General features: G+C 66.6%; 24 protein-coding genes. 8 read left to right on the top strand and 16 right to left on the bottom strand.

Going from position 1 to position 25,065, the window contains the following annotated elements; genetic code table 11:
- Nucleotides 1–85 precede the first annotated feature (85 nt).
- The gene (locus OUY36_RS15495; RefSeq protein ID WP_267934951.1) at nucleotides 86–1,609 is read right to left on the bottom strand and encodes an ATPase domain-containing protein; all 1,524 of its coding nucleotides are present in this window, start codon (nucleotides 1,607–1,609) and stop codon (nucleotides 86–88) included.
- Nucleotides 1,610–1,918: 309 nt separating this feature from the next.
- Here OUY36_RS15495 and OUY36_RS15490 point away from each other — a divergent pair, with 309 nt between their 5' ends.
- Nucleotides 1,919–3,226 carry an ABC1 kinase family protein gene (locus OUY36_RS15490; protein WP_267934949.1) on the top strand — a complete coding sequence of 436 codons (1,308 nt, stop codon included), beginning with the start codon at nucleotides 1,919–1,921 and terminating at the stop codon, nucleotides 3,224–3,226.
- Between the two features lie 17 nt (nucleotides 3,227–3,243).
- Complete coding sequence (locus OUY36_RS15485) at nucleotides 3,244–3,945, top strand: SDR family NAD(P)-dependent oxidoreductase (protein ID WP_208216431.1); 702 nt, start codon at nucleotides 3,244–3,246, stop codon at nucleotides 3,943–3,945.
- Between the two features lie 6 nt (nucleotides 3,946–3,951).
- Here OUY36_RS15485 and OUY36_RS15480 read toward each other — a convergent pair whose 3' ends face one another.
- Entirely contained in the window at nucleotides 3,952–6,039 is a 2,088-nt protein-coding gene (locus OUY36_RS15480) for a response regulator (RefSeq protein ID WP_267934946.1), read from the bottom strand.
- A 231-nt stretch (nucleotides 6,040–6,270) separates the two neighbouring features.
- Nucleotides 6,271–7,014, bottom strand: coding sequence for a helix-turn-helix domain-containing protein (locus OUY36_RS15475; protein WP_267934944.1), 744 nt, complete (start codon nucleotides 7,012–7,014; stop codon nucleotides 6,271–6,273).
- Nucleotides 7,015–7,140: 126 nt separating this feature from the next.
- Between OUY36_RS15475 and OUY36_RS15470 the strand changes: the two genes are divergently transcribed.
- On the top strand, nucleotides 7,141–8,298 hold the full coding sequence (locus OUY36_RS15470; protein ID WP_267934942.1) for a DUF3047 domain-containing protein: 1,158 nt from the start codon (nucleotides 7,141–7,143) through the stop codon (nucleotides 8,296–8,298).
- 84 nt (nucleotides 8,299–8,382) lie between these two features.
- On the opposite strand, the gene OUY36_RS15465 is transcribed toward OUY36_RS15470, so the two are convergent.
- Nucleotides 8,383–9,222 carry an isocitrate lyase/PEP mutase family protein gene (locus tag OUY36_RS15465; RefSeq protein WP_267934941.1) on the bottom strand — a complete coding sequence of 280 codons (840 nt, stop codon included), beginning with the start codon at nucleotides 9,220–9,222 and terminating at the stop codon, nucleotides 8,383–8,385.
- 231 nt (nucleotides 9,223–9,453) lie between these two features.
- Between OUY36_RS15465 and OUY36_RS15460 the strand changes: the two genes are divergently transcribed.
- Nucleotides 9,454–10,083: a LysE family translocator gene (locus tag OUY36_RS15460; RefSeq protein WP_267934940.1), complete on the top strand. Its 630-nt coding sequence runs from the start codon at nucleotides 9,454–9,456 to the stop codon at nucleotides 10,081–10,083.
- A gap of 108 nt (nucleotides 10,084–10,191) precedes the next feature.
- Here OUY36_RS15460 and OUY36_RS15455 read toward each other — a convergent pair whose 3' ends face one another.
- Nucleotides 10,192–12,294, bottom strand: coding sequence for a TonB-dependent receptor family protein (locus tag OUY36_RS15455; RefSeq protein WP_267934939.1), 2,103 nt, complete (start codon nucleotides 12,292–12,294; stop codon nucleotides 10,192–10,194).
- 430 nt (nucleotides 12,295–12,724) lie between these two features.
- The gene (locus OUY36_RS15450) at nucleotides 12,725–13,621 is read right to left on the bottom strand and encodes a LysR family transcriptional regulator (RefSeq protein WP_208216426.1); all 897 of its coding nucleotides are present in this window, start codon (nucleotides 13,619–13,621) and stop codon (nucleotides 12,725–12,727) included.
- A 113-nt stretch (nucleotides 13,622–13,734) separates the two neighbouring features.
- Between OUY36_RS15450 and OUY36_RS15445 the strand changes: the two genes are divergently transcribed.
- A complete protein-coding gene (locus tag OUY36_RS15445) occupies nucleotides 13,735–14,163 on the top strand; it encodes a VOC family protein (protein ID WP_267934938.1) in 429 nt (142 codons plus the stop codon).
- Nucleotides 14,160–14,747: a glutathione S-transferase family protein gene (locus tag OUY36_RS15440; RefSeq protein ID WP_267934937.1), complete on the top strand. Its 588-nt coding sequence runs from the start codon at nucleotides 14,160–14,162 to the stop codon at nucleotides 14,745–14,747. Before OUY36_RS15445 ends, OUY36_RS15440 begins: the two co-directional genes overlap by 4 nt.
- Nucleotides 14,748–14,757: 10 nt before the next feature.
- On the opposite strand, the gene OUY36_RS15435 is transcribed toward OUY36_RS15440, so the two are convergent.
- Entirely contained in the window at nucleotides 14,758–15,663 is a 906-nt protein-coding gene (locus OUY36_RS15435) for a LysR family transcriptional regulator (protein WP_208216423.1), read from the bottom strand.
- Between the two features lie 147 nt (nucleotides 15,664–15,810).
- Here OUY36_RS15435 and OUY36_RS15430 point away from each other — a divergent pair, with 147 nt between their 5' ends.
- Complete coding sequence (locus tag OUY36_RS15430; RefSeq protein WP_267934935.1) at nucleotides 15,811–16,857, top strand: SDR family oxidoreductase; 1,047 nt, start codon at nucleotides 15,811–15,813, stop codon at nucleotides 16,855–16,857.
- Between the two features lie 61 nt (nucleotides 16,858–16,918).
- The gene (locus OUY36_RS15425) at nucleotides 16,919–18,232 is read left to right on the top strand and encodes an NTP/NDP exchange transporter (protein WP_267934933.1); all 1,314 of its coding nucleotides are present in this window, start codon (nucleotides 16,919–16,921) and stop codon (nucleotides 18,230–18,232) included.
- Nucleotides 18,233–18,346: 114 nt separating this feature from the next.
- Here the strand turns inward: OUY36_RS15425 and OUY36_RS15420 are convergent, their stop codons facing one another.
- The 9 genes from OUY36_RS15420 to OUY36_RS15380 all read right to left on the bottom strand — a co-directional run bounded on the left by OUY36_RS15420 (nucleotide 18,347) and on the right by OUY36_RS15380 (nucleotide 25,026).
- Nucleotides 18,347–19,123 (bottom strand): ferredoxin--NADP reductase, encoded by a 777-nt coding sequence (locus OUY36_RS15420; RefSeq protein ID WP_043221382.1) that lies wholly within the window; start codon nucleotides 19,121–19,123, stop codon nucleotides 18,347–18,349.
- A gap of 30 nt (nucleotides 19,124–19,153) precedes the next feature.
- Nucleotides 19,154–20,152 (bottom strand): YeiH family protein, encoded by a 999-nt coding sequence (locus OUY36_RS15415; protein WP_267934931.1) that lies wholly within the window; start codon nucleotides 20,150–20,152, stop codon nucleotides 19,154–19,156.
- Nucleotides 20,149–20,502: a DUF971 domain-containing protein gene (locus OUY36_RS15410; protein ID WP_014597293.1), complete on the bottom strand. Its 354-nt coding sequence runs from the start codon at nucleotides 20,500–20,502 to the stop codon at nucleotides 20,149–20,151. Before OUY36_RS15410 ends, OUY36_RS15415 begins: the two co-directional genes overlap by 4 nt.
- 23 nt (nucleotides 20,503–20,525) lie before the next feature.
- Nucleotides 20,526–20,723, bottom strand: coding sequence for a hypothetical protein (locus OUY36_RS15405; RefSeq protein WP_043942231.1), 198 nt, complete (start codon nucleotides 20,721–20,723; stop codon nucleotides 20,526–20,528).
- A 3-nt stretch (nucleotides 20,724–20,726) separates the two neighbouring features.
- Nucleotides 20,727–21,050, bottom strand: a complete 324-nt coding sequence (gene fdxA / locus OUY36_RS15400) for a ferredoxin FdxA (protein WP_041014673.1) — start codon at nucleotides 21,048–21,050, stop codon at nucleotides 20,727–20,729.
- A 181-nt stretch (nucleotides 21,051–21,231) separates the two neighbouring features.
- Nucleotides 21,232–22,191 (bottom strand): HEAT repeat domain-containing protein, encoded by a 960-nt coding sequence (locus tag OUY36_RS15395; RefSeq protein WP_256068397.1) that lies wholly within the window; start codon nucleotides 22,189–22,191, stop codon nucleotides 21,232–21,234.
- 10 nt (nucleotides 22,192–22,201) lie between these two features.
- Nucleotides 22,202–22,435, bottom strand: coding sequence for a 4Fe-4S dicluster domain-containing protein (locus OUY36_RS15390; protein ID WP_014597289.1), 234 nt, complete (start codon nucleotides 22,433–22,435; stop codon nucleotides 22,202–22,204).
- Nucleotides 22,436–22,534: 99 nt separating this feature from the next.
- Nucleotides 22,535–24,271: a fumarate reductase/succinate dehydrogenase flavoprotein subunit gene (locus OUY36_RS15385; protein WP_014597288.1), complete on the bottom strand. Its 1,737-nt coding sequence runs from the start codon at nucleotides 24,269–24,271 to the stop codon at nucleotides 22,535–22,537.
- Between the two features lie 11 nt (nucleotides 24,272–24,282).
- Nucleotides 24,283–25,026 (bottom strand): GntR family transcriptional regulator, encoded by a 744-nt coding sequence (locus tag OUY36_RS15380; protein ID WP_014597287.1) that lies wholly within the window; start codon nucleotides 25,024–25,026, stop codon nucleotides 24,283–24,285.
- Nucleotides 25,027–25,065 lie beyond the last annotated feature (39 nt).

Here is a 25,065-nt window from a genome sequence, read left to right as displayed (position 1 = left end):
GCCGCTGCGCTTGAGCAGTTCGGCCGAGGCCGGGCCGTCGCGGCCGATGGGGGCATAGACGACCACGAGAGAACTGCGTTTTGGGTCAGGCGTAGTCATGCTCGTCCGGAAGTAGTCTAGCGGGGTCACCGGTGTACTGCGGGGCGCTGGAAAGTATGCCATCCAGACCGCTCAGTGGCGGGCCGACCTGTATCCCGTCGGCACTGAGGCGAAATTCACGCACGGTGTTTTCGTGCCATCCGCTGCGTTTCTTCACCACCGACAACGCGCGGCGAATGGTGCCTTCGTGCTCGAAATAGCGCTGCATGATCAGCGCATCGCTGAGATAGCTGATATCGACGGGCGTGTCGGCAGGGTTGATCACCCCTTGCTGTGCCAGCACCAGAATGCTGACCACGCCTTTCTGACCCAGGTAGCTCAGCAGCTCGTGCATCTGCAGGATCAGGAACTTGCCGTCGGGCATCGCATGCATGTAGCCGTTGAGGCTGTCGACGATGATCAGGCGCGCGCCGTCCTGTTCGACGCTGCAGCGCACAGTGGAGGCGAACTCACCTGGCGACAGCTCCGCTGGGTCGATCTGCTGCAGATGCAGCAATCCCTGATCGATCCAGGGTTCGAGTGGCAACCCCAACGCGCGAGCGCGGGCGAGCAGCGTGCCGGTGTTCTCGTCGAATACGAAAAATGACGTTTTTTCTCCGCGCTTGCATGCCGTCACCGCGTAGCTGAGCGCCAGTGACGATTTGCCCACCCCGGCAGTGCCTACCAGTAGTGCGTTGGTGCCGCGCTCAAGTCCACCGCCCAGCATCTTGTCCAGCATTTCATTGCCGGAGGAGGCCAAGCTGCTGGTGAAGACTGAATGATGTTCGGCAGCAACTAGCCGCGGGAATATCTGCAGGCCGCCCTTGCGAATCACGAAGTCGTGGTAGCCGCCGCGGAACTGAATGCCGCGCATCTTTACTACTCGTAGGCGCCTGCGTTCGGCGCCGTAATCGATGGATTGCTGTTCGAGCATCACCACGCCATGGCAGATCGAGTGCAGCTGGAGGTTGCCGCCTTCCGAGGTCTGGTCGTCGAGCAGGATCACCGTGCAGTGGCCAGTGACGAAGAAGTGCTTGAGCGCCAGCACCTGGCGCCGGTAGCGCAATGGGCTCTGTGCGAGCAGGCGCATCTCCGAGAGGCTGTCGAAGACCACTCGGCTCGGGTTGGTCTGGCTGACACGGTCGAACAGCTGCCGGGTGGTCTCGCCCAGTTCGATCTCGGCCGGGTGCAGCACCGTCAACTCCAGTTCCGGGTCGAGGCTGGCCTCGGGCGTGACCAGTTCGAAGATGTCGATGCCATCCAGCGACCAGCCGTGGCGCTTGGCGATCAGCTCCAGTTCGGCCTGGGTTTCCGACAGGGTCACGTACAGCACCCGCTCGCCTTGGCGCGCGCCTTCGAGCAGGAACTGCAGGGCAAGGGTAGTCTTGCCGGCGCCGGGGCTGCCTTCGTAGAGGTACATGCGGTCGGGGTCGAGCCCGCCGCCAAGGATATCGTCCAGCCCTTCGCTGCCCGTGGAGATGCGTGGCACTTCCTCGCTCTGGCCGCTGTGCGGGCGATTGGCATCATTCATTCGTGCTCCTTACGCAGGCTCCGCTGCGTGCATAGTCCTTGCTCCAGAAAACGTCTTCGGGCCAAGGCTGGAGAAACCACCCGTTTCTGCCTTCGCAGGCGCCGGGCGCTACCTCTCAGCGACGCTGCACAAGCGCACGCTGAATCCAGTCAGTGTTCCGACTCGAAGTTTGCGGGCTCGTTCCGCGCGTCCGCTGGGCAGGATAGCTCGCGAGTTCCGTCCTCGCCGCGCAACAGACTGCAACCATTGCGTCTTGGAACACCCGACGGGCTGGCCCATGATCAGCCTTTGCTTTCGCAGGTCGCTTGCATGCCTCGATTCTCTCGCCCCTCGGCTTCGGCGCTGGGCCGTTTTCTGCAACTGGGCGGCACTGGTGCACGGATCGCCGGCAACCTGCTGGTGCAACGCGTCACGCCAGGCAAGGCGCGCATCGATTGGCAACCGGTGGGCGAGCTGCTGGGTGATGCACTCGGGCAGATGAAGGGCCCGGTGCTCAAGCTCGGCCAGCAGGCCTCGCAATGGCAGGACCTGTTGCCCGAACCGATCAGCGCGGCGCTGGCCCGTTTGCAGAATCAGGTGCCGTCGCTGCCGTTCGCGGAGCTGGAAGCCAACCTGCAGCGGCTGTACGACGGCCGGCTCTACGAGCTGTTCGATACCATCGAACCTGCGCCCGCCGCGGCCGCCTCGCTGGGCCAGGTGCACCGCGCCCGCGATCGCCAGGGCCGGGCGCTGATCATGAAGATCCAGTACCCCGGCATCCACGCGATCTGCGAAGCGGACCTGCGCCAGCTGCGTCGGCTGATGCCGCTCGGGCGGCTGTTCGGCACGCCAGCGGCGCGGCTGGAGGCGGTCTACACCGAGCTGCAGCGGGCGATCGATGAAGAGTTGGACTACGCCGCCGAACGCGACCACCTCGAAGCCTTCCGCGCGCACTTCGGCGACTGGCCCGGCCTCGGCATTCCCTTTGCCGCCAGCGAGCTCTGTCGCCCCGGCGTGCTGGTGTTGGAAGATCGTCCGGCCCGTTCCATGGCCGAGGTCGAGCAGGCACCGGTCGAGATCCGCCAGCGCCTGGCCGAAAACCTTTGCCAGTGGCTCGCCGAGCAGGCGTTCGGCTTGCAGCGGCTGCACACCGATCCGCATCCGGGCAATCTGGCCTGGACCGAGCAGGGCGAACTGGTGGTCTACGATTTCGGCAGCGTGCTGCGTCTGGAGCCGCGCCTGCTGGCCGGTTACGTGCAGATCTTCGAGGCGCTGCGTGGCACTTCCAGCGAGGCGCTGGAGGCCGGCTTCCAGATGCTCGGCGGGCGTCAGCCTGGCAGCATGCCGCCGCATGGGCTGTACCGGCGTATCCACCTGATGCTGCATCCACTGTTGCAGCCTGGCGCGCAGTGGGACTTCCGCGGAGCGGCGCTGCACCAGCAGCTGTCCGAACTCTTCCCCTTGCTGATGTCGGCACTGGGCAGCCTGCAACCGGCTTCCGGTACCTTGCTGATCAACCGCACCTTGGAAGGCCACTACTGGAACCTCTACCGGCTCGGCGCTTGCCTGCCCATCGCCGACCTGCTCGCCGAGCATATCGAGCGCTGGCGCGGCGGTGCCGGCGACCGTCGACCGTAAATCTGCTGGAGATCGTCATGCCGTTGGAATCATTCCCCGAAGGGTTTCGCGCGCTGGTCATCGGTGCATCCGGTGGCATCGGTGCCGCACTGGTCGATGCCTTGCGCAGCGATCCGCACTGCGCATCGGTCATCGCCCTGAGTCGCTCGTCCGAGCCGGCGCTTGATCTTGCCGATCCCGCCAGCATCGAACAGGCCGCGAACGCGGTGGCGGGGCAGGGGCCGTTTCACCTGATCATCAACGCCGCCGGCGTGCTGCATGGCGCCGAGTTCATGCCGGAAAAACGCCTCACTGACATTAACCAGGCGCAGCTGCTCGCCACCTTCCAGATCAACACCTTTGGCCCGGCCATGGTGCTGCGTCATTTCAGCGGCCTGCTCGACCGCCAGCGCGGCGTGCTCGCCATGCTCTCGGCCAAGGTCGGCAGCATCGGCGACAATCGGCTCGGCGGCTGGTACAGCTACCGCGCCTCCAAGGCCGCGCTGAACATGCTGATCAAGACCGCTTCCATCGAAGTGCGCCGCAACCAGCCGAATGCCGTGCTGCTGGCGCTGCACCCGGGCACGGTGAACTCACGCCTGTCGCAGCCTTTTCGCGGCGCCGAGATCGGCCGGCCGGCGGCCGATGCCGCGCAGGATCTGCTGCGGGTCATCGACAGCCTGGGGCCGGAGGCGAGTGGAGGGTTTCATGCCTACAGCGGGGCGGAGTTGCCGTGGTAACGGCCCTCAGCCAACCGGTGCGGCAAGCGCGTGGGTGACGGTTTCGGCCAGCAGTTCGAGGGTGAAGGGTTTGGTCATCAGGTGCATGCCGGGAGCAAGGCAATCGAGGCGGGTCGCGGCCTGTTCGGCATAGCCGGTGATCAGCACCACCGGCAGGCCGGGGCGCCGCTGCTGCAGCATTTCGGCAAGCTGGCGGCCGTTGAGCCCCGGCAGGCCGACATCGGTCAGCAGCAGGTCGAGCGAGTCGAGATCTGCGGCGAGCTCCAGGGCGCGCTGGCTGTCGGCCGCCACATGCACGTGATAGCCGAAGTCCTCGAGTGCGCTCTGCAGCAACGGGCGCACCGCGTTGTCATCCTCGACCAGCAGAACCTTGCGCCCGCCACCTGCGCCGGGCACGCGGATCGGAACCGCAGTCGGCTCCTCCTGCGCGTCGGCCGATGCCGCCGGTATGTGCAGCGCGACGCGGGTCCCTTCGCCCTGACAGGTGTCGATGGAGATGAAACCGCCGCTCTGGCGGACGAAGCCGTAGACCATCGACAGGCCGAGCCCGGTGCCTTCGCCGAGGGGTTTGGTGGTGAAGAACGGTTCGAACACCTTGTCCACCAATGCTGCCGGGATGCCGACGCCGCTGTCGATCACCCGCACGCAAAGATACTCGCCGGTCGGTACGCCGTGGCGGGTGGCCTGCTCCGCTTGCAACGCCAGGCGCTGCGTCTCGATGCGCAAGGTGCCGCCGTCCGGCATCGCATCGCGGGCGTTGAGCGCCAGATTGAGCAGGGCATTTTCCATCTGGCTGGGGTCGACCAGGGCGAGCCCGGCGGCGTCCTCGAGGGCCAGCTCGAAGCGGATGGTCTCGCCCAGGCTGCGCTGCAGCAGGTCGGCCAGCGAGCGGATCAGCGAATTGACTGCGGTCGGCCGGGTCTGCAGTGGCTGGCGGCGGGAGAAGGCCAGCAGGCGCTGGGTCAGCGAGGCGGCGCGCTGCGCCGAGCCATGCGCCGCGTCCAGATAGCGCGGCAGGTCGTTGTAGCGTCCGGATGCCGCGCGCAGACGGATCATGTCCAGCGCGCCGATGATGCCGGTCAGCATGTTGTTGAAGTCGTGGGCGATACCGCCGGTGAGCTGGCCGACTGCATCCATCTTCTGTGAGTGGCGCAGCTGCTCCTCGGCACGGCTGCGTTCCTGAACCTCGACGGTCAGCTGGTCGAGCGCCCTCTGCAAGGCCTGGGTGCGCAACTCGACCTCACGCTCCAGCGCATGATTGAACTGGCGCAGCATCACCTCGTTGCGCCTCTCGGCGTCGACGTCGATGATCACCACGGCCGCGCCCATCGGCTGCTCGGCGTGGTCGTAGAGCGGCACGCCGCTCAGGCGCAGCCAGCGTTCGCCACCTTCGTCGGGGTAGTAGCGATAGTCCTGGCCGTCGACCTGCTCGCCGCGCAGGGCGCGGGCACCAACGTATTGGCTCGGCGGTATCACCTGCCCATGGCTGTCCAGGCCGACCCAGCGCCGTGCCCGCTCGGGCGCCGTCGAGGGAATCTTTCGATTGGGGACGTACTCGTCGTACTTGGGGTTGCTGAGCAGCGTATTGCCGTCGGCATCGATGAAACAGACGCCGATCGGAAGGTTCTCGATCAGTCGCTCGAAGCGGGTTCGCTGGTCGGCTCGCTCGGTGGCTTCGGCGTGGTGCGCGCGCTGATGCTGACGCAGGCGCATGCACGTGGTCAGGCAACTCAGCAAGGTGGCCGGCCCCACAGGCTCGCCGAGGACCACGAAGTCGTTGATCGTCGACGGCAGGCGGGCTTTCAACGCAGCATGGGGTTCGGCGTCGCGACTCAGGAGAATGAACGGGATGGCACTGCCGGCTGGCAGTTTCTCGAGCGCGGCGCCGACCTCATCCAATGGCATCGCTGCCAGCTCGTCGGCGAGTATCACCACCTCTACCGTTGCGTCGATCCGCTGCGCCAGGCCCGCCTGGTCGGTGCAGTGGCCGACGTGGTAGCCCTCGACCGTCAGCCGCGTGGCGAGCTCGCGTCGTTCCGCACTGTCGCGCATGCCGAGAAGGATGCGTTTTGCTTCCGCGGTTCCGCCTGCCATGTCGTTATTGCGCCTTTCTGAAGGGGTAGTCCGACCAGCATCCCTCCTGATCGGCCGAGCGAAGCAACGCGGCTGTCCGCATGCGGACAGAGCACTATCGCGTCTGTCTTTGAGCGGACTGCAAGCAAGCGAGAGCGTTCCAACGAGCCGTCGGGTCGTCACGCCCGCGGCATGGTATCGGTCATTGGCCGTCAGCGATAGCAAGCTGCGTCCAGGCGCTCCCCGCGACAGTCAGCGTTCGAACCGCTGCAGGCTGCGAAAGACCTGCGCGGGGCTGGCGCCGATATAGCGCTTGTAGCAATTGCTGAAATGGCTGGCATCGGCGAAACCCGCATCGACGGCCGCCCGCGTCAGGCAGTCCGTACGCTGCATATACTCGGCCGCGAGCAGCAGGCGCTTCCAGATGCGGAAGCCGCGGTAGCTCATGCCGGTTTCGGCGCGGAACAGGTGCGCCATGCGCGAGGGAGAGAGGTGAACCAGCGAGGCGGCCTGCGCCAGCGCGTGGTTGACGTCGCCCTCCTGGCGCAACAGCTCGAATACCGGTGTCAGGCGGCCCGCGGCGGTTGCATCGTCCACGGCAGGCATCAGCGCCAGCAGGGTCTGCCGCGTCTGCTCCTTGCTCGGTGCCTCTTCGTAGAGCGCGGTCAGCGTATCGATCAGCACAGGATCGTGCAGCGGTAGCGCACACTGCCCGGGGCGCCAGGCAAAGCGTTGCACGAAGCGCCCGTATAACTCGCTGTCGCGCTCGACGAACAGCTTGGCCAGCACGCCACCCTGTGCATCCACCGCATGCGCCACACCGGCGGGTACCACCACGGCCTGGCAGGGCAGGGCGGTGCCCGCCAGTTGCAGCACAAGCGGGCGATAGAGGCCGACCATGAGCACCGCGGCGCCGTTGACGCGTCTGTCCAGATGCCGCAGCGGGCCGAAGTACAGCAGCATGTCCGGCCACATCAGCAGGTGCGAAGGCAGCATGCCCGGGCTCCTCAAGTCAGCTCGTTTTTACAAGCCTCACGCTAGCAGCCGGCCCTAGCATCCGGACATCGTACTTTGGCGCCGAAAGCCCGGCTCAGGCGTCCGCACCCGCACGGAGGAAAAACAATGACAAACACCATCCCGCTCGAGCCCCTCGCCAGCACCGGCTCTGTGTCGACGCCGGCGCAATTCGAGGCCCAGCTGACCGACATCGCGGCGCCGCTGGCGGGCAAGGCGGTGCTCGGGCTGCGCGCGCTGTACCTGTCCTGGCGTATCGGGGCCTGGCTGGACACCGGCCTTCAGGTAAAGGCCGGCGATCGGCTGACCTTCGTGCTCGAGGGCGGCGTCGAGGTCTCCCGAGCGCTGGGCATCCGTTATTCGGCGGAGCTGGCGACCTGGGCGCGCATCGGCGAGCGGGGACCGATCTTCCGCGCGTTGCACGACACCCAGAGCTTCACGGTGGAGCAAGACGGCCCCCTGCAGCTCAAGCTCTACCCGCGCGACCGCTGGCTCGATGCCAGTGGCCGCTACCGTGGCGAGCCGCCCGCGTTCAACCCCGACGAGGGCGGCGGCGTCAATGTCGGCATCATCCACTGGCGGCCCGGCACCGATGTCGCCGAGGTGCTGGGCCAGGCGGCGGCCGGTCGCGACGCCGCGCACTGGGCCAGCCGCGAGCTGGCGCGCCTGCGTACACCGCGTGCGCCCTTGCCCGGTGGCTGGCAGGAACTCTGGGAGCTGGGGCCGTCCACGGTGTTCTCCGCTGTCACGCCGGCCCAGGCGGGTCGGGCGCCGACACGGGCCATCCGCCTGCATACCCGTGACGATGTCTCCATCCTGCAGAAAGACGCCGACCTGCCGCTGAGCGCGCACACCACGCTGAGCTGGAAGTGGAAGGTCGACCGGTTGCCCTCGTCGGTCGCCGAAGACCAGATCCACACCCACGACTACCTGAGCATCGCGGTGGAGTTCGACAACGGCCGCGACCTCACCTTCTACTGGAGCCGGGATCTCCCCGAAGGCACGCACTTCCATTGCCCGCTGCCCGGCTGGCATGACCGCGAGACGCATGTCGTGGTGCGTTCGGGCACCGCCGATCTCGGCCAGTGGCTGTGCGAGGAGCAGAACATACTGGGCCACTACCGCACCGCCATCGGCGGCGAGCCGCCAGCACGCATCCGGCGGGTCTGGCTGATCGGGGTCAGCCTCTTCCAGCATGGCGAAGGGGAGGCGACCTTCGGCGATATCCTGCTCAGGGATGTCGATATCGAAAAGCGCCTCTACTGAGTGCTTCACGCCCGGTCACCGGCATCGTGCTGGCGGCCGGTCGCGGCGTACATCGCCTCTCTGCCACGTTCGTGGCCTGCCCGGTCAGCGCGGCGGTTCCGTGGCGCGCAACAGCTCGTTGAGTTCCGCACCAAATGGCGTGCCGCCGAAGCCATCGAACCGGCCCTGTTCGATCATCCTCCGCGCCGCATCGATGAACCCGCCCCAGGCCGCGCGCGCCAGGGCCCCGCCGACACTGATGCGCCTGACGCCAAGCTCGGCCAGCGCCTCGACGGTCAGCTCGCTGTTCCAGCCGATCAGCACGTTCACCGGCTTCGGCGCGATTGCCTGGACGACCGTCTGAATTTCCTCCCGCGTCCTGAGACCCGGCGCGTATAGGCAGTCGGCCCCGGCCAGCGAATAGGCGAGCAGGCGCTCGACCGTGTCGTCCAGATCGGGGCGGCCGACGAAGTAATTTTCCGCACGCCCCACCAGCAGGGTGTCGCCGCCGCCGGCATCGATGGCGGCGCGCGCCGCCTGCAGGCGCTCGACGGCCTGCGCCTTGTCGCGCACCGGCTGGGCGGGATCGCCGGTCGAATCCTCGATGGACAGGCCCGCCACGCCGGTCTCCAGCGCCAGGCTGACACTGTCGAAGACCGCCTCGGGCGTGGCCCCGAAGCCGCTCTCGAAATCGGCGTTGATCGGCAGGTCGCTCATGGCCGCCATGTAGCGCATGTGCGCCAGGGTATCGTCGCGTGACAGTTGCCCGTCCGCCTGGCCCTGAGACCAGGCATAGCCTGCGCTGGTGGTCGCCAGGGCCCGGTAGCCGAGGCGCTCGAGCAGGCGAGCACCGCCGGCGTCCCAGGGGTTGGGCAGCAGGAAGCACCCCGCGCGGTGCATCTCGCGGAAGGCCGCGCGTTTATCGCTTACGGTGGGGCGGGTCATGTTGTCTCCGGGAGCAGGGGGCTTGTCGTCATCCTATAGCCCACCGCGTGCGTGACGCGCCACCGCGACGCCACCCAGCGAGCGCCGACTTGCACGAAATTGGCGATTTGGCCGTTAACAGGCTTGCCTGATACAACGCACATCAGGCCGCCGCAAACGCTGGCAGGTCCCGTCCTGCCGCCGGCCGTCCGGTGTTCGGCCGACAGGCTACGAAACCAGGGAGCACTACCGATGATCGACCTCCCGCTGTTGCTCGCCTTTGCTGCAGCCGCCGCGCTGCTGACCGTCACGCCGGGTGTGGATACGGCCATCGTGCTGCGCACCGCCACGCTGGAAGGGCGGCGCCAGGCCGTGTTGGCCGCGGCGGGCATCTGCCTGGGCTGCCTGGCCTGGGGTGTGGTGGTGTCGCTCGGGCTGGGTGCGCTGCTGCAGGCCTCGGAACTGGCCTATATCCTGGTCAAGTTCGCCGGCGCCGCCTATCTGATCTGGCTCGGCTCCAGACTGCTGTTCAACCCGCGCGCCTCGTTCGATTCAGGCCCGGCCAAGACGCCCTCTGCAGCGAACGGGCAGGCCTTCTGGCGCGGCTTGCTGACCAACCTGCTGAACCCGAAGGTGGGCGTGTTCTACGTCACCTTCCTGCCGCAGTTCGTCCCGCTCGGCGCCGATGTGGCCGCCTACTCGTTCTTCCTTGCGTGCCTGCATGTGCTGTTGTCCCTGGCCTGGTTCGCCGTGCTGACCGCCGCGACGATTCCGCTCGGGAGGCTGTTGCGCCGGCCTGCGCTGACCAGAGCGCTGGACCGATTGACGGGTGGGGTGCTGGTGGCGTTTGGGGTGCGGTTGGCGGCTTCGAGTGGGGCGTGAGTGCAACGCTTAGCGATTGCATATTCAGTGATCGCCGTACCGAGGCTGGGTTGGACGAGTCGAATGGACGACCCCCTGGCATGGCGCCAGGGGGAGGAGATACGACGATCAGAAGCGGTAGTTCACCCCCAGCGTCAGGGTACGGCCCGGTGCTGGCTGGCGGCCCTCGGGACTGGTGTCGATGCCGCGGAAGTAGTACTGGCGGTCGAACAGGTTGCTGATGCCGGCCGAGGCGGTCAGCACGCTCTGGTCCTGTAGCTTGAACTCGCGCTCGATGGCAGTGTTCCAGATCCAGTAGGCGGGCAGCTCGCCTACTGAGGCGCTGGCATTCTCCTCGGCGCTGTTGGCGTCGTCGGTATAGGCGCTGCTGACGTAGAGGCCATCCAGGCTGTAGGTCCAGAACTCGGCGAAGCGGTAACGACCATCGACGGTGAACTGGTGCTTGGAGCTGTACGGCACCTCGTTGCCCTTGAAGTCGCCGGTGCGCAGCTCGGCATCGAGGTAGGCGTAGCCGGCGTGCAGGTCGAGGGTTGGCAGCGCGGCCGGGGTCCAGAACACCTCGGTCTCTATCCCCTGGTGGCGGGTGCTGCCGAGATTCTGGAAGCGGCTGTTGGCGAACACGATCTGGTCGTCGAAGTCGATGCGGTACAGGCCGAAGTCGATGCGCAGGTTGTCCTGTGGGGTAAAGCGCACGCCGGTCTCGTAGTTGCGCGAGATTTCCGCCTGGACCACGCCATCCCTGACGATCTGGAACACCTGAGGCACCCGCAGCGAGCGCTGCGCGTTGGCGTAGACGAACCAGTCGTCGCTGGCCTGGTAGCCGATGCTCAGACCGGGCAGCCACTCTTCGGCGACGGTCTTGCGCTCGACGCCGCTGACGCCGTCGGCGTACTCCATCTTGGCGTGCTCATAGCGCACGCCGGGGGTGATGGTCAGGCGGTCGTCGAGCAGCTTGATTTCGTTGCTCACATAGGCAGCCTGGCCCTTGGTATCGAATACCCAGTCGCGCACCACGCTGGTGGTGCCGGTATTCAGGTTCAGACGGTCGACATCGAAATCGACGTTTTCCTTGACCAGGCGGGCGCCGAGCAGCCAGGTCTGGCTGACGCTATCGCCGTCGATGCCGAGGCTCAGGCGCGGCTCGCTGCCCCACACGCGGAAGTCGCGGGGCGCATCCTGCAGGGTGGCCGGCGTGGCATCCGGCGCGAAGGGCAGGCCAACGATAAAGTTGCGATAGCTGTGCTGGGCGAAGTTGGTCCAGCTGAATTCCACGTCGTCGAACGGGCCCATGGCGCCGAGGTACTGGGTATAGGTGCCCCAGACGCGGTCGCTGTCGCCTTCGAAACGATCGAGCTTGCGGGTCGACTGGCGCGGGTCGTCCTTGTAGTCGGCCACGCTGAGGGCGCCGGCCAGGTCCATGTCGGCGATGTAGCGCTGCACGCCGAAGCTCAGGCTGCGGCTGTCATCGATATCCCACTGGCCGCGCAGGCGGTAGTTCTGCACGTCGGTCTCGGAATGCTCGCGACCGTATTCGCCGCTGATGGTGTTGACGTCCAGCTGCAGGCCGAAGTTGTCGGTCAGGCGGCCGCCGGTGCCCAGGTAGCTGTCGTACAGTTGACGCCCGCCGGCCGCGAAGGTGACGCGCTCCTGCAGGGTGGTTTCCCACTTCTCGGGGATCGGCCGGCTGATGAAGTTGATCACGCCGCCGACGTTGTTCGGTCCGTACTGCACGGAGGCACCGCCACGCACGATGTCGATGCGATCGACCGTTGCCAGGGTCTGCGGGAACAGCGACAGGCTGGTCTGGCCATAGGGCGCCAGGGCCAGCGGGATGCCATCGGCGAGCGCCTGCACGCGGCCACTGCGGCTTTCCGAAAGCCCGCGCACGGACAGCTGCGGCAGTACGCCGGTACCGGTCTCGTCGAGAATCTTTACCCCCGGGACCCGCGCCAGGGCGTCATCCAGGCCGCGCACGCTGGCCTTCTTCAGCTCCTGGGCCTCGACCACGCTGCGGCTACCGGCATAGGTGCGTACTTCTTCTTCGCTGGCGCTGCCCAGCACATCGCCCTGGATGGTTAACGGGGCGAGTGTTACCGGATCACTCTGGGCCTGCTGACGGTTTTCATCGGTTTCGTTCGCTTGTGCGGCCTGGGCGATGGCGAATGCCAGCAGGCTGGCAGTGACGCCGATACGGCGGGTCGTCCTGATCATGCGAGAAAATTTCCTGATTGTTTGGCGTCAGGTGCAACTGCGCAGCAGAGGGGAACGCTGTCTGTCACCTTCAGCCTGTTGTGGGCAGAGTGTTGTGGCTCTTCTGGTGAGGGTTTTGATAATGCTAAGCCTTAGCAGCTGAGAATTATTATCGTTGTGTAAGGTGTATGTAAAGCGGAAGGTGGAACGGTATGTTCCTCGGAAAGCTATAACGCGCAGGAAGGATGTTCTGCAAAAGCTCATGACCGAGAGGTAGCGGCGGCGCTGTACTAGCAGTCGTCGCTAGCAAGCGAGAAGCAGCCAAGCTGCAAACTCGACTACCCAAGCAGTTCTGTATCGGCGCTACCATTCCCGGTTCGGCGAAACTGCTGTATCTACGATTGCCAAGTCCCGACTTGCTTCGCACCGTCTGCGCGAGGCCCGTTATTGTCTATCGAGACTCCGGCAAACCCCTTTCCAGCCTCGGACCAACCCACTCCACAAACGCCCGCACCCTTGGCGATAGTTGCAAGGCGTGCGGGTAGACCAGTTGGATTGGCAGGTCCTTCGGTTCGTAGTCCCTGAGCACTCTTACCAGACGACCATCAGCCAGTTCATCGGCGACCTGGTAGTGCAGCAGGCGGGTGATGCCCAAGCCTTGCACGCAGGCCAGGCTGGCGGTGCGGATCTGGTTGCAAGTCAGGCGTGGGGTGATTTCTTCGGCCTGTTCTTTCTCGCCGTGGCGGTAGTACCAGTGGCGCCCCTGGGCGGCGAAGAGGATGCAGGCGTGGTCCTTGATTGCCGCCGGGGTATCGATGGCGGGGGCGCTGCTCAGGTACTCGGGGCTGGCGCAGGTGACCAGCCGGGTGCTGCCGATCTGCCGGGCGACCATGGCCGAGTCGGGCAGGTGGCCGATGCGCAGGGCGAGGTCGAGGCGTTCGTCCAGCAGCGGGACGATCTGGTCGTTCAGGTTCAGCTCCACCTGTACCTGCGGGTGCTCCTTGAGAAAAGCATTGACCAGCGGCGCCAGGTAGCGCTGGCCGAACTCCACCGGGGCGGTTAGGCGCAGCAGGCCGCGGACGTCGCCGTCCTGCGCGTCCAGGCGCTGCTCGATGTCGGCAAACTCGGCAAGCATGCGCCGGCTCCAGGCCAGGTACTCGGCACCCTCGTCGGTCAGGGCCATGCGCCGCGTGCTGCGGTTGAGCAGGCGCACACCCAGGTGGCGCTCCAGCGCGGCCAGCGAGCGCACCACCGATGCCACGGACTGGCCGCTGGCGTCGGCCGCCGCGCTCAGGCTGCCGTTGTCGACGATCCTCACGAAATTGGCCATCGCCTTGAGCTTGTCCATTGCCACCTTCGATTTGTGCGATTGCTGTAGGGGTGTTGTCAGGTCCGCGGCATAGCTGGGATGCGCAGGGCGGCGGACACTGTCCCGGACCGACGACTTCCGGAGTTTCGCACATGAACCCACCATCCAACCCCTCGCGCATCCTGGCCTACGACCATATCGGCATCCGCGTCAGCGACCGCCGCCGCGCCATGGCCTTCTACCAGGCGCTGGGCTTCGTCGAGAGCGCGAGCTTTCCGCTGTTCGAGGCCAACGAGATGCTCAGCCCGGACGGCGTGCGCATCAACCTGATCTTCAACGGCGCGCGTGCGCCCGATGCGCACAACGTATTGCTGGACGCGCCGATCAAGCGCCCGGGCATGACCCATCCGGCGTTTATCGTCGATGACCTCCAGGCGCTGCAGCGCTGGCTGGGCGAGGAGGGCATCGTCATCACCGAAGGGCCGCATCACATCGGCCCGCGGCGGATCGCGCTGTTCATCCGGGACCCGGACGGCAACGTTCTCGAATTCAATCAGCTCGTCGAAGGAGATGCGCAATGAAACTGTACGACCTGCAAGCTTCCGGCAACTGCTACAAGGTGCGCCTGTTCGCGGCGCTGGCCGACATTGAACTGGAGCGGGTGCCGGTGGATCTCGCCAATGGCGCGCACAAGAAGCCGCCACTGTCGGACATGAACCCGTTGCGGCAGGTGCCGGTGCTCGAGGATGACGGCCATGTGGTACGCGATTCCCAGGCGATCCTGGTTTTTCTCGCCGGTACCCACGGCGGCCTGGCCTGGTGGCCGGACCATGCCCGCGGGCAGGCCGAGATCGTGCAGTGGCTGTCCTTCGCCGCCAACGAGGTGCAACACAGCCTGTGTGCAGCGCGGCTGGTGGAAAAGTTCGGCTACCCGCTGGACAAGGCCGCGGCGCTGGCCAAGGCGCCAACGGTGCTAGGGCTACTCGATGCGCATCTGGAAACGAACGATTGGCTGGCGATGGGGCGGCCGACCATCGCCGATTGCGCGGTCTACCCCTACGTGGTGCTGGCGCCGGAGGGCAGCGTCGACCTCGGCCCGTATGGCAACGTGGCGCGCTGGATGGCGCGTATCGAGAGCCTGCCGGGCTATCTGCCGGGGCCTTGACCGACTGCCCTCAGGCTGGCTCTCGCCCCTCGGCCTTCAGGAAGTCGACGAAGGCTCGCAGCGGCGAGGGCATGTGGCGGCGGCCGTGGTAGTAGAGGAAGGGGCCGTCGAAGGACTGCCACCAGTCCTCGAGGATGGGCGTCAGGCGCCCATCGGCGAGCGGCTCTCGGATGAAGTCCTCGAAGGTGTAGATGACACCCAGGCCGTTGATCGCCGCACTGGTTTTCAGGTCGTGGGAGGAGGTCACGAGCTGGCCCTGTGGCGGTACGCGCAAGATTCTGCCGTCTTTCTCGAACTCGAAAATACCCACCTTGCCGCTCTCGAAACGATGGCCGAGCAGCTGGTGCTCGGTCAGCTCGGACGGGTGTCGCGGCGTGCCGTGGGCGGCGAGGTAGCTAGGTGCGGCGGCGGCGACGAAGCGTTGCCGACGCGGGCCGATGGGGATGGCGATCATGTCCTTGGCCAGGCTTTCCTCGTAACGCACCCCGGCGTCGTAACCGGCCGCGATGACGTCGATGAAGGTGTTCTCCATCACCACTTCGACGTTCACCGTCGGGTAGAGCTTGAGGAAGCGGCTCAGCAGGTCCGGCAGCACGAAGCGCGCCACCGGGACCGGCACGTTCAGCTTGAGGGTGCCGACCGGGCGTTGCGCGTCATCGTCCAGGTCGTTGAACGCGGCGCTGATCTCGTCGAGCGCCGGGCGCAGCCGCTCCAGCAGGCGTTCGCCGGCGCTGGTCGGGGTGACGCTGCGGGTGGTGCGGTTGAGCAGGCGCAGGCCGACATCGCTTTCCAACCGGCGCATGCAATCGCTCAGCGAAGACGCCGACATGCCGCGTTTCTGCGCCGCGGCGCGAAACCCTCCGGCTTCGACCACGGCGGCGAACAGCGCGACATCACTCAGGTTGGGTTGACGCATGGGACCTCCATGAATGAGTGACTGTACGATTGGCCGAACAGCCCGTCCACGTTTGCCTGGATTATCAGCCTGTGATCGTACGCTGATACTTCGTCCGTCGGCTGCCTCTACCTGAGGTAGGCCCTTCACGACGACGAGGAAACGATCATGGCGCAGAGAAACGCAACCGGGCCGGGCAGCCATGCCCGGCCATTGATGAAGCTGGCCAGAACGCTGATCGCCGGGGCGGCGCTGGCTGGAACGCTGGCCGTCGAAGCCGCCAACCGGCCATCGCCGAAACCCGACTGGAGCCTGGCCGACATGCCAGCCCAGACGGGCCGCATCGTGCTGGTCACTGGCGGCACCAGTGGCATGGGCTACGAAGATGCGCTGGCGCTGTCGCGCGCCGGTGCCGAGGTGATCATCGCTGCGCGCAATGCCGAGCGCGGGCAGCAGACGATCGAACGGATACGGGAGCAGGTGCCGGATGCCCGCCTGCAGTTCGAGGCGGTCGACCTGGCCAACCTGGCCTCGGTGCGCAGCCTGGCCGAGCGTCTGCAGGAGCGCCTGCCGCGCCTGGACGTACTGATCAACAATGCCGCGATCATGGCGCCGCCTGAGCGCGGCACCTCGGCCGATGGCCACGAGCTGCAGCTGGCCACCAACTACCTCGGCCCGTTCGCCCTGACAGCGCTGCTCATGCCGCTGCTGCTGGAGAGCGACGATGCCCGGGTGGTCAGCCTGTCCAGCATCGCGGCGGGCCGTGGCCAGCTGGACTTCGCGGACCTGCAGGCCGAGCAGCGCTACAACCCCTACGCTACCTATGCGCAGTCCAAGCTCGCGGTGCTGATGTGGGCCATGGAGCTGCAACGCCACAGTGACGCATCCGGCTGGGGCCTTCTCAGCATCGCCGCGCACCCGGGGGTCGCCGTCACCGAGCTGGTCGAGCGCGGACCCGGGTTGGACAGTGAGTTCGCCGCCAACTGGGCCAAGGACCGCGACAACTACCACTCCGCCGCCCAGGGCGCGCTGCCGACGCTGTATGCCGCCACTGCGCCTGACGCCATTGGCGGTGCCTACTACGGGCCGACCGGCGAGGAAGAAAAACGCGGGCCGCTGGGCTTTGCCAGGGTTCCCGACGCCGCCGCGAACCAAGCGGATGCCGCCCGGCTGTGGCAGCTGTCGGAACGCCTGACCGGCGTGCGTTACCCCTGAATCCTCGGGCGCGGCCTTGAGCTCGCGCCCTGTTCTCACTTCATTCTTCAGGAGCGCGCCTATGAGCACGCCATCCGTTGTGCATCGCCTGAGTGCCGTGATCAATGCCGAAGCGCATGAGCTGCGTCCGGCACTGAGTGGTTTCCTGCTGTTTTTCTGTCTGTTCGCCGGCTATTTCATGCTGCGCCCGATCCGCGAGTCGATGGGCATCGCCGCCGGCGTGGAGAACCTGCAATGGCTGTTCACCGCGACCTTCTTCGTCATGCTGGCGGCCGTACCGCTGTTTGCCTGGCTCAGTTCTCACGTACCGCGCCTGCATTTCGTCGATTGGGTGTACGGCTTCTTCTGCCTGAACCTGCTGGGCTTCTCCGTGCTGTTTCTGCTGCGGGGTGACAGCGCCTGGCTGGCGCGGGTGTTCTACGTGTGGATCTCGGTCTACAACCTGTTCGTCGTGTCCGTGGCCTGGAGCCTGATGGCTGATGTGTTCGACAGCGCCCAGGCCAAGCGGCTGTTCGCCTTCATTGCTGCCGGCGCGAGCCTCGGCGGGCTGGTCGGGCCGGCGCTCAGCGCGCTGTTGGTCGGCAGCCTGGGCGAGTCGGGGCTGATGCTGCTGGCCGCCTTGTTGCTGGGCGCGGCGCTGGCGCTCAAGTTCTCGCTGATGCGCTGGCGCGAAATCGGCGGAGCAGGGCGCCCCGGCGCGGCTCCGGCGGAGAGTACGCGTCGGCCGGTGCCCGGCAACCCCTTCAGCGGCCTGACTCGGGTGATGCAGTCGCCCTATCTGCTCGGCATCGCCGGTTTCGTGGTGCTGCTGGCTACCGTGACCACCTTTCTCTACTTCGAGCAGGCGCGCCTGGTGGCCGAGCTGTTCCCTGACCGTGCTGCCCAGGTTCGCGTGTTCGGCATCATCGACGTGGTCGTCCAGGCGGGCGCGCTGCTGTCGCAACTCTTCATCACCGGCCGCCTGGCGCAGAAACTCGGCGTGCGCGTGCTGCTGGCCATCGTGCCGCTGCTGGTCTGCGTCGGCTTTGTCGGCCTCGCGCTGATGCCCAGCTTCGCCGTGCTCGCGACGTTGATGATCGTGCGCCGCATCGGCGAGTACGCGTTCGTCCGGCCCGGCCGCGAAATGCTCTTCGCGCCGCTGGATGCGGAGAGTAAGTACAAGGCGAAGAACGTCATCGACACCGTCGTCTACCGCGCCGGCGATGCCGTCAGCGGTTGGGGGAAGACGGCGCTGGACATGTTCGGGCAGGGCGCCGGTCTGGTCGCCGTGGCCGGCGCACTCTGCGCACTGCTCTGGGGCTATCTCGGCTGGCAGCTCGGCAAGCAGGCGGACAGGCGAACGGAGGTGACTGAAGTAGTAGAAGCCACCTGTTGAGACGGCGGCGTGCGAAGCGCATCGCGATCGAGGGCTGGCGTGGTGTCCAGACAGGCGAGCCGGCTAGTGAGCACCTCGATGCGACGCTAGCCGGCTCGCCTGTTCCAGATGCGCTTACTTTTCAACGAACGCCCGCTCGATGACGTAATCACCCGGTACGCCCTGACTGGGCGAGGCCTGGAAGCCCAGGGCTTCGAGCTGGCTGGTGAGGGTGTCGAGCATCGCCGGGCTGCCACAGAGCATCACGCGGTCGCTCTCGGGGTTCAGCCGCGGCAGGCCGAGATCGTCGGTGAGCTTGCCGGTCTCGATCAGCGCATTGATGCGGCCGGTGTGGCGGAACGCCTCGCGGGTCACTGTTGGGTAATAGAGCAGCTTGGCCCGCACCGCTTCGCCAAGGAATTCGTGCGCCGGCAGTTCCTGGGTGAGGTAGTCGTGGTAGGCCAGCTCGCTGACCTCGCGCACCCCGTGCACGAGCACGATCTTGTCGAAACGCTCGTAGGCTTCCGGATCGCGAACAATGCTCATGAACGGCGCCAGTCCCGTGCCGGTGCCGAGCAGGTAGAGGTGCTTGCCGGGCCTGAGGTCATGCATCACCAGGGTGCCGACCGGCTTGCGGCTGACGATGAGCGAGTCACCGACCTTCAGGTGTTGCAGGCGCGAGGTCAGCGGGCCGTCTGGCACCTTGATGCTGAGGAATTCCAGGTGCTCGTCGTGGTTGGCGCTGACGATGCTGTAGGCGCGCATCAGCGGCTTGCTGTCGACTTCCAGGCCGATCATCACGAAGTGGCCATTCTCGAAGCGCAGCGCCGGATCGCGGGTGGTGCGAAAGCTGAACAGGGTGTCGTTCCAGTGATGCACGGATAGAACGCTTTCGGTGCCGAGTGCAGACATGGGGCCTTCCTCTCTCGTGGTTTGAGTCGATCAGAACAGGGTCAGCAGCAGGCTCGTCGCCAGTAACAGCGCGACGCTGAGCAGGGCCAGGTGGGCGAAGGGCTGCCAGCCCTGGGCAAACAGTTCGCCGACTCGGGTGCGCATGCCGAGCGCGGCCATGGTCAGCAGCAGGCAGGCCTGCGAGCCGGTGACCAGCGCCTCGCGCAGCCAGGCCGGTAGCCAGCCGAGGCTGTTCAGCGTGAACAGGCCGAGAAAGCCGAGCAGAAACAGCGGAAAATCCGGGCTGCCCGGTTCCTGCCGACGCAGCAGCAGGCCGAGCACCAGCACCAGCGGCGCGAGCAGGGCGACCCGCAACAGCTTGGTCAGGGTCGCGACGTCGCCGGCGGTATCCGAGACGAGGTACCCGGCACCGGCCGCCTGCGCGACGTCATGAATGCTGGCGCCGAGCAGCAGGCCGCTGTCGAGCGCATCCAGCCCGAGCAGGTCGGTCAGCGGCGGGTAGAGCAGCATCGACAGCGTGCCGAGGGCCGTCACCCCAACCACCACGGCGAGCAGCCGGCGCTCTTCCAGGCGTCCGGCCGGGATCACCGCCGCCACGGCAATCGCCGCAGACACGCCGCAGATCGCCACTGCCGCGCCCGCCACCAGGCTGTGCAGGATCGGCAGCCGCAGCAGCCGGCCGAGCAGCAGCGCCAGGCCGAGCACCAGCGGCACCGTGACGAGCACCAGCATCAAAGGCCGCGCACCGACCGCTTCCAGCTGCGCGACGCCAATGCGCGCGCCGAGCAGCGCCACGCCGATGCGCAGCAGTTGCCGGCTGCACAACGCGACGCCCGGCTGCATGCGTGCCTCGTTGCCCTGGCTGGCGAAACCCAGGCCGACCAGCAACACCATCAGCAGCGCGGGCGCGCCGTAGTGATCGGCAAGAAAGCTGCCGGCGAGTGCCAGCACCGCACACAGGGCCAGGCCCGGGTAGTGCTTGCGGCACAGCGCGACGGGCGGGGCGAGGACTTCGAGCCGGGCATTCATGCCGGATCGCCCAGATCACGTAGGTAGGCCCAGGGGTACAAGCCGCGAAAATGACCGTCGCTGAAATACAGCTGCAGACCGCTGATGCCGGACAGCTCCAGGCGGTTCACGCCGACCTCGGCGTCGATCAGCGTCAGCGCGCCGGTCTGCTGGAGGCGTTGGCAGTTGGAGCAGGCGCAGGCCCGCCGCAGCGTCAGGCAGCTGATGCGGCTCTGCGCGCCATCCGGCCAGGTCAGTTCCAGCACGCGCTGCGCCTTGCGCAGGCGGATCTCGAGGGGTGGGTCGATCAGCCGCTGGGACTGTGCGATGTGGGTCGTGGCGTCGTGATTCGATGCGGTGAAGGCGTTCATGAATCTCTCCGGGCTTGCGGCCTCTAGCGAATGAACGGCATGACAAGGTCGCGCGGCATGGGCGCCGGCCCACCGCTGACGAGCAGCGTGGGCGCTTCCGGGCTGCGCACGAAGCGTTCCGGCGTGTCCAGCGGGCGGGCGCTGCCGAGCGTGGCGGCACAGACCGTGACCAGGGCCAACACGCCGTGGCGCAACCCACTCGTCATGACAAGTTGGGGCATGCTTCAGCGCTCCAGAAAGGCCAACTTGCCGCCCTGGTCCACCCAGGTTTCGGCCTCGGCCAGCGGCGAGGCGCTCTGGGTGATCACCGGCCAGACTTCTGCCAGCTCGGCGTTGAGTTCGAGAAAGTGCTGTTGGCCTTCGGGCAAGGCGTTGTCGGCGAAGATCGCATCGGCCGGGCATTCCGGCGCGCAGAGGCTGCAGTCGATGCAGGTCTCGGGGTTGATGACGAGAAAGTTCGGGCCTTCGTGAAAACAGTCGGCCGGGCAGACTTCCACGCAGTCGGTGTATTTGCAGCGGATGCAGTTCTCTGTAACGACGTAGGTCATTTCGTTCTCCTCGAAACCACTGCGCTTGCGGATGCTGCGTTGAAGGCGGCGCGCGGGATGCTCATTTACGGCCTGTAAACTCCGCTCCCGCGCGCCACCTTCGCCTTGGCTGGGCGCCCCCGCCCCGCTGCGCTCGTGACGTTTCGGCTTCAAGTGCTGTGCAACACAAAGCGCGTAAAAATCAGGCCGCGGCGTCGAGTTTCGACATGGCCCAGCGGGCGAGCTTGCGGACGTCCGGGTCGGGGTCGTCCATGGCCAGTTCGACGAAGGGGCGGCCATCGTTGTGTGCGATGGCGCCCAGCGCGCCGATGGCCGCCTTGCGCAGGTTGCTCATCGGGTCGCGGGCGCAGACGCCGAGCGCCGGGATCGCGCCCACCGCACCGAGCTTGCCGAGCGCATCGACGGCCTTTTCCCGGACCTGCCAGAAACTGTCGTGCGTGGCCTCGACCAGGGGCTGCAGTGCGGCCTGGTAGTCGAGCTTGCCGATGCTCACCGCGGCCTCGACGCGCACCTGCCAGTGTTCGTCGCGCAGGATGCCGATCAGCGCCGGGCCGACCTGTTCGGGCGCGGCATAGACCAGCGCGCCGGTGGCGGCGCGGCGGACGTCGGCGTCGTCGTCGTGCTGCGCCCGCTCGATCAGCGCCGGCAGATTGGCCGGCTGCTTGAGCCAGCCGATCACCGCCACCGCTTCGCGGCGCACGCCCGGGTCGGCGTGCTGCATCCGCACCAGGGCCGGCGCCTGCGCCTGTGGATGGCGCAACGGCTTGAGCGCACGGAGGATGCCGGCGACGACGAAGGGATCGTCGCTGCCGGCCAAGGCTTCGAGCAGCGGCAACGCGGCGGCGGGGTCCTTCAGGTCCGCCAGCGCATGGGCGGCGGCGTTGCGCACCACCTCGTCGCTGTCCTGCAGGGCGGCGATCAGGGCGTCGGCGATGTCGGCGGCGTCGAACTCGTCGACCACCTTGGCCGCCTCCTGACGCACCGACGGGTCCGGGTCGTTCAGCGCCAGGATCAGCAGCTCGGCGGCTTCCGGTTCGCCGCTGTCGACCAGCTCGAGCACGGCCACGCGGCGGATGCCGGGGTCGCTCGAGGCCAGGTTGGTGGCGATGTCCTGCAGCAGCGGGTCGTCGTAGGTTTTCATTGGTCGGCCCTCAGCGCAGCAGGTAGGGAATGTTCACTGTCACCGCATCGGTCGGGCAGTCCGCCTCGCAGGGCATGCAGTACCAGCATTCGTCGTACTTCATGTGCGCCTTGCCGGTGTCCGGGTTGATCCACAGGACGTCCAGCGGGCAGACGTCGATGCAGACACGGCAACCCTTTTCGGCGATGCATTTTTCTTCGTCCACGATGACCGGGACGGCGGAGCGGTGGGTGGCGACGGGCATGGTTGATCTCCTCGGTACGGTCGGCTCGCTGCCGGCCTGTAGGGGCGAATTCATTCGCCCATGGCATCAGGTGTTGGGCGAACGAGTTCGCCCCCACGGTCAGGCATTGGCGGCCTTCTTCACGCGCAGGCGGTTGTAGGCGTCCTTCTCTTCGCCGAGCGGCACGATGTAGTCGGCGATGGGTCGCTTGCCGTGGGCCATCTGGCCGTTAGCGTCCTTGAACAGGCGGGTGTGGCAGAACCACTCGGCGCTGTTCTGCTCGGGGTGGTCGACGCGGTAGTGGTACAGCCCCCAGCGCGACTCGGTGCGGTACAGCGAGGCGCGGGCGGCCATCTCGGCACAGTCAATGATCGACTGCACTTCCAGCGCACGGAGCAGTTCGTGCGGATCGGCGGCGGCCAGCCGCGGGACGTCCTCGCGCACGGCGAGGATGCGCTCCAGGCCGATCTCCATCTTCTTGGTCACTTTCGGCGGCTGCAGGTAGTCGTTCACCAGGCGGCGGACCTTGTATTCCATCTGCTCCGGTGGGATGCCGTCGGTGACTTTCAGCGGCGCCTGGATGCGGGCGAGTTCGGCAGCGATGAAGGCTTCGTCCAGCTGGGGTTCGGCGCGGTCCTTGACGAAGGCCGCTGCGCTCTCGCCGCAGATCTGCCCGTAAACGAAGGCGCCGAGCATGTAGTTGTGTGGCACCGAAGCCATGTCGCCAGCGCAGAACAGCCCGGGTACGGTGGTCGCGCCGGTCTCGTCGGTCCACACGCCCGAAGCCGAGTGGCCCGAGCAGAAACCGATCTCGGAAATGTGCATTTCCACCATGCGCTGGCGGTAGTCGATGTGCCGCCCTTCGTGAAAGCGCCCGCGTGAAGGCCGCTCGTTGGTGTGCAGGACGGTCTCGATCTCTTGAATCGTTTCCTCGGCCAGGTGGTCGAGCTTGAGGAACACCGGGCCGGTGCCGGATTCGAGCTCCTTGAAGAACTCCAGCATCATCTGCCCGGACCAGTAGTCGCACTCGATGAAGCGCTCGCCGTAGGCGTTGGCGGTGAAGCCGCCGAGCGGGCCGGTGACGTAGGCACAGGCCGGGCCGTTGTAGTCCTTGAGCAGCGGGTTGACCTGGAAGCACTCGAGGTTGGCCAGGTCCGCACCGGCGTGGTAGGCCATGGCGTGGCCGTCACCGCAGTTGGCCGGGTTCTCGTAGGTGCCGAAGAGATAACCCGAGTTCGGCAGGCCGATGCGCCCGGCGGCACCGGTGGCCATGATCACCGCTTTGGCACGGATGATGATCGGCTCGGCGGTGCGGGTGTTCACCCCGATCATGCCGGCGATGTTGCCGTCCGGGTCCTTCAGCAGGCGGGTGGCGATGAAGCGGTTCTCGATGTCCACGCGCACCCGGCGCAGGCGGCGGTAGAGGATCTTCTTGACGTTGTGGCCCTCCGGCATCGGCAGCACGTAGGTGCCGAGGTGGTGAACCTTCTTCATGTCGTAGTCGCCGGTCTCGTCCTTCTGGAAATGCACGCCCCAGGCGTCGAGCTGCTCGATCATCGAGAACGAGCGCGTGGCGTAGGCCATCAGCGCCGGCTGGTGAACGATGCCGTCGTTGGCGATGGTGATTTCCTTGACGTACTGCTCGGGCGTGGCGTGGCCGGGCACGACCGCGTTGTTCAGGCCGTCCATGCCCATGGAGATCGCCCCGGAGCGCTTGACGTTGGCCTTCTCCAGCAGCAACACCTTGAGCGTCGGGTCCTGCTCCTTGACGGTGACGGCGGCCATCGGGCCGGCGGTGCCACCGCCGATCACCAGCACGTCGGTTTCGATGACGGGAATGTCGTGAATCGTGGTCATGGTGGTCTCCTCTATTTCCGGTCGACCCGGAACTGGTACTTGAAGGCGTCGCCGCGGTAGCACAGGTATTCGAAATCGATCGGCCGACCGCTGCGGTCATGGGTCAGCCGCTCGACGCGCAGGATGGGTTCACCGGCCTTGAGGCCGAGGTAGGGCTGGTGTTCGTCGTCGGCCAGGGTGGCGTCGAGGCCGATGGCGGCATGGCCGAGGCCGATACCGAAGCGGTTCTCCAGCAGCGGGAAGATGTCGCCGGACAGGTCCAGGCCGAACAGGCGCTGGCCGATGTCCAGGGGGAAGTAGCTGTGCTCCAGGCACACCGGGGCGCGGTTGAGAAAGCGCACGCGCTTGACCTCGACCACATCCGCGCCGGGCGCGAGGTTCAGCGCGGCAGCCGCCGGCTTGGGTGGCTTGCGCTCCTGAATCGACAGCAGCCGCGCGGTCGCTTCGTAGCCCTGGGCGGCCATGGCCTCGCCGAAGCCCTGCAGGCGCTGCACGTTCTGCACCGCCTTGGGCTTGCTGACGTAGGTGCCCTTGCCCTGGGCGCTGAACACCAATCCTTCGTTGTGCAGGTCCCGCAGCGCCTGGCGGATGGTGATGCGGCTGACGCCGAAGGCGGTCATCAGCTCGTTTTCCGAGGGCAGCCGTTCATGCACGGCATAGTCGCCTTCGAGGATCTTGCGTCTGAGGGTGTCGCGGATCTGCACGTACAGCGGCAGTGGCGACTGACCCGGGGCGAGCGGTTCGAGGTGGCTCATGGGCGTGGCTCCAGCCTGTCATGACAGGTCATGTCGAGC

The organism is Stutzerimonas sp. R40042, from assembly GCF_026642215.1.
Classification (GTDB): Bacteria; Pseudomonadota; Gammaproteobacteria; order Pseudomonadales; family Pseudomonadaceae; genus Stutzerimonas; species Stutzerimonas frequens.
Note: the sequence above shows the minus strand (reverse complement) of the source record. Positions and strands in the feature narration are given on the sequence as shown.

Coding starts and splice junctions, on each gene's coding strand:
- OUY36_RS15405 (WP_043942231.1), bottom strand. CDS start 20,723: ATGCCCCAACTTGTCATGACGAGTGGGTTGCGCCACGGCGTGTTGGCC.
- OUY36_RS15440 (WP_267934937.1), top strand. CDS start 14,160: ATGAAACTGTACGACCTGCAAGCTTCCGGCAACTGCTACAAGGTGCGC.
- OUY36_RS15410 (WP_014597293.1), bottom strand. CDS start 20,502: ATGAACGCCTTCACCGCATCGAATCACGACGCCACGACCCACATCGCA.
- OUY36_RS15465 (WP_267934941.1), bottom strand. CDS start 9,222: ATGACCCGCCCCACCGTAAGCGATAAACGCGCGGCCTTCCGCGAGATG.
- OUY36_RS15395 (WP_256068397.1), bottom strand. CDS start 22,191: ATGAAAACCTACGACGACCCGCTGCTGCAGGACATCGCCACCAACCTG.
- OUY36_RS15435 (WP_208216423.1), bottom strand. CDS start 15,663: ATGCGTCAACCCAACCTGAGTGATGTCGCGCTGTTCGCCGCCGTGGTC.
- OUY36_RS15430 (WP_267934935.1), top strand. CDS start 15,811: ATGGCGCAGAGAAACGCAACCGGGCCGGGCAGCCATGCCCGGCCATTG.
- OUY36_RS15470 (WP_267934942.1), top strand. CDS start 7,141: ATGACAAACACCATCCCGCTCGAGCCCCTCGCCAGCACCGGCTCTGTG.
- OUY36_RS15385 (WP_014597288.1), bottom strand. CDS start 24,271: ATGACCACGATTCACGACATTCCCGTCATCGAAACCGACGTGCTGGTG.
- OUY36_RS15480 (WP_267934946.1), bottom strand. CDS start 6,039: ATGGCAGGCGGAACCGCGGAAGCAAAACGCATCCTTCTCGGCATGCGC.
- OUY36_RS15455 (WP_267934939.1), bottom strand. CDS start 12,294: ATGATCAGGACGACCCGCCGTATCGGCGTCACTGCCAGCCTGCTGGCA.
- OUY36_RS15390 (WP_014597289.1), bottom strand. CDS start 22,435: ATGCCCGTCGCCACCCACCGCTCCGCCGTCCCGGTCATCGTGGACGAA.
- OUY36_RS15450 (WP_208216426.1), bottom strand. CDS start 13,621: ATGGACAAGCTCAAGGCGATGGCCAATTTCGTGAGGATCGTCGACAAC.
- OUY36_RS15490 (WP_267934949.1), top strand. CDS start 1,919: ATGCCTCGATTCTCTCGCCCCTCGGCTTCGGCGCTGGGCCGTTTTCTG.
- OUY36_RS15380 (WP_014597287.1), bottom strand. CDS start 25,026: ATGAGCCACCTCGAACCGCTCGCCCCGGGTCAGTCGCCACTGCCGCTG.
- OUY36_RS15445 (WP_267934938.1), top strand. CDS start 13,735: ATGAACCCACCATCCAACCCCTCGCGCATCCTGGCCTACGACCATATC.
- OUY36_RS15415 (WP_267934931.1), bottom strand. CDS start 20,152: ATGAATGCCCGGCTCGAAGTCCTCGCCCCGCCCGTCGCGCTGTGCCGC.
- fdxA (WP_041014673.1), bottom strand. CDS start 21,050: ATGACCTACGTCGTTACAGAGAACTGCATCCGCTGCAAATACACCGAC.
- OUY36_RS15475 (WP_267934944.1), bottom strand. CDS start 7,014: ATGCTGCCTTCGCACCTGCTGATGTGGCCGGACATGCTGCTGTACTTC.
- OUY36_RS15425 (WP_267934933.1), top strand. CDS start 16,919: ATGAGCACGCCATCCGTTGTGCATCGCCTGAGTGCCGTGATCAATGCC.
- OUY36_RS15420 (WP_043221382.1), bottom strand. CDS start 19,123: ATGTCTGCACTCGGCACCGAAAGCGTTCTATCCGTGCATCACTGGAAC.
- OUY36_RS15460 (WP_267934940.1), top strand. CDS start 9,454: ATGATCGACCTCCCGCTGTTGCTCGCCTTTGCTGCAGCCGCCGCGCTG.
- OUY36_RS15495 (WP_267934951.1), bottom strand. CDS start 1,609: ATGAATGATGCCAATCGCCCGCACAGCGGCCAGAGCGAGGAAGTGCCA.
- OUY36_RS15485 (WP_208216431.1), top strand. CDS start 3,244: ATGCCGTTGGAATCATTCCCCGAAGGGTTTCGCGCGCTGGTCATCGGT.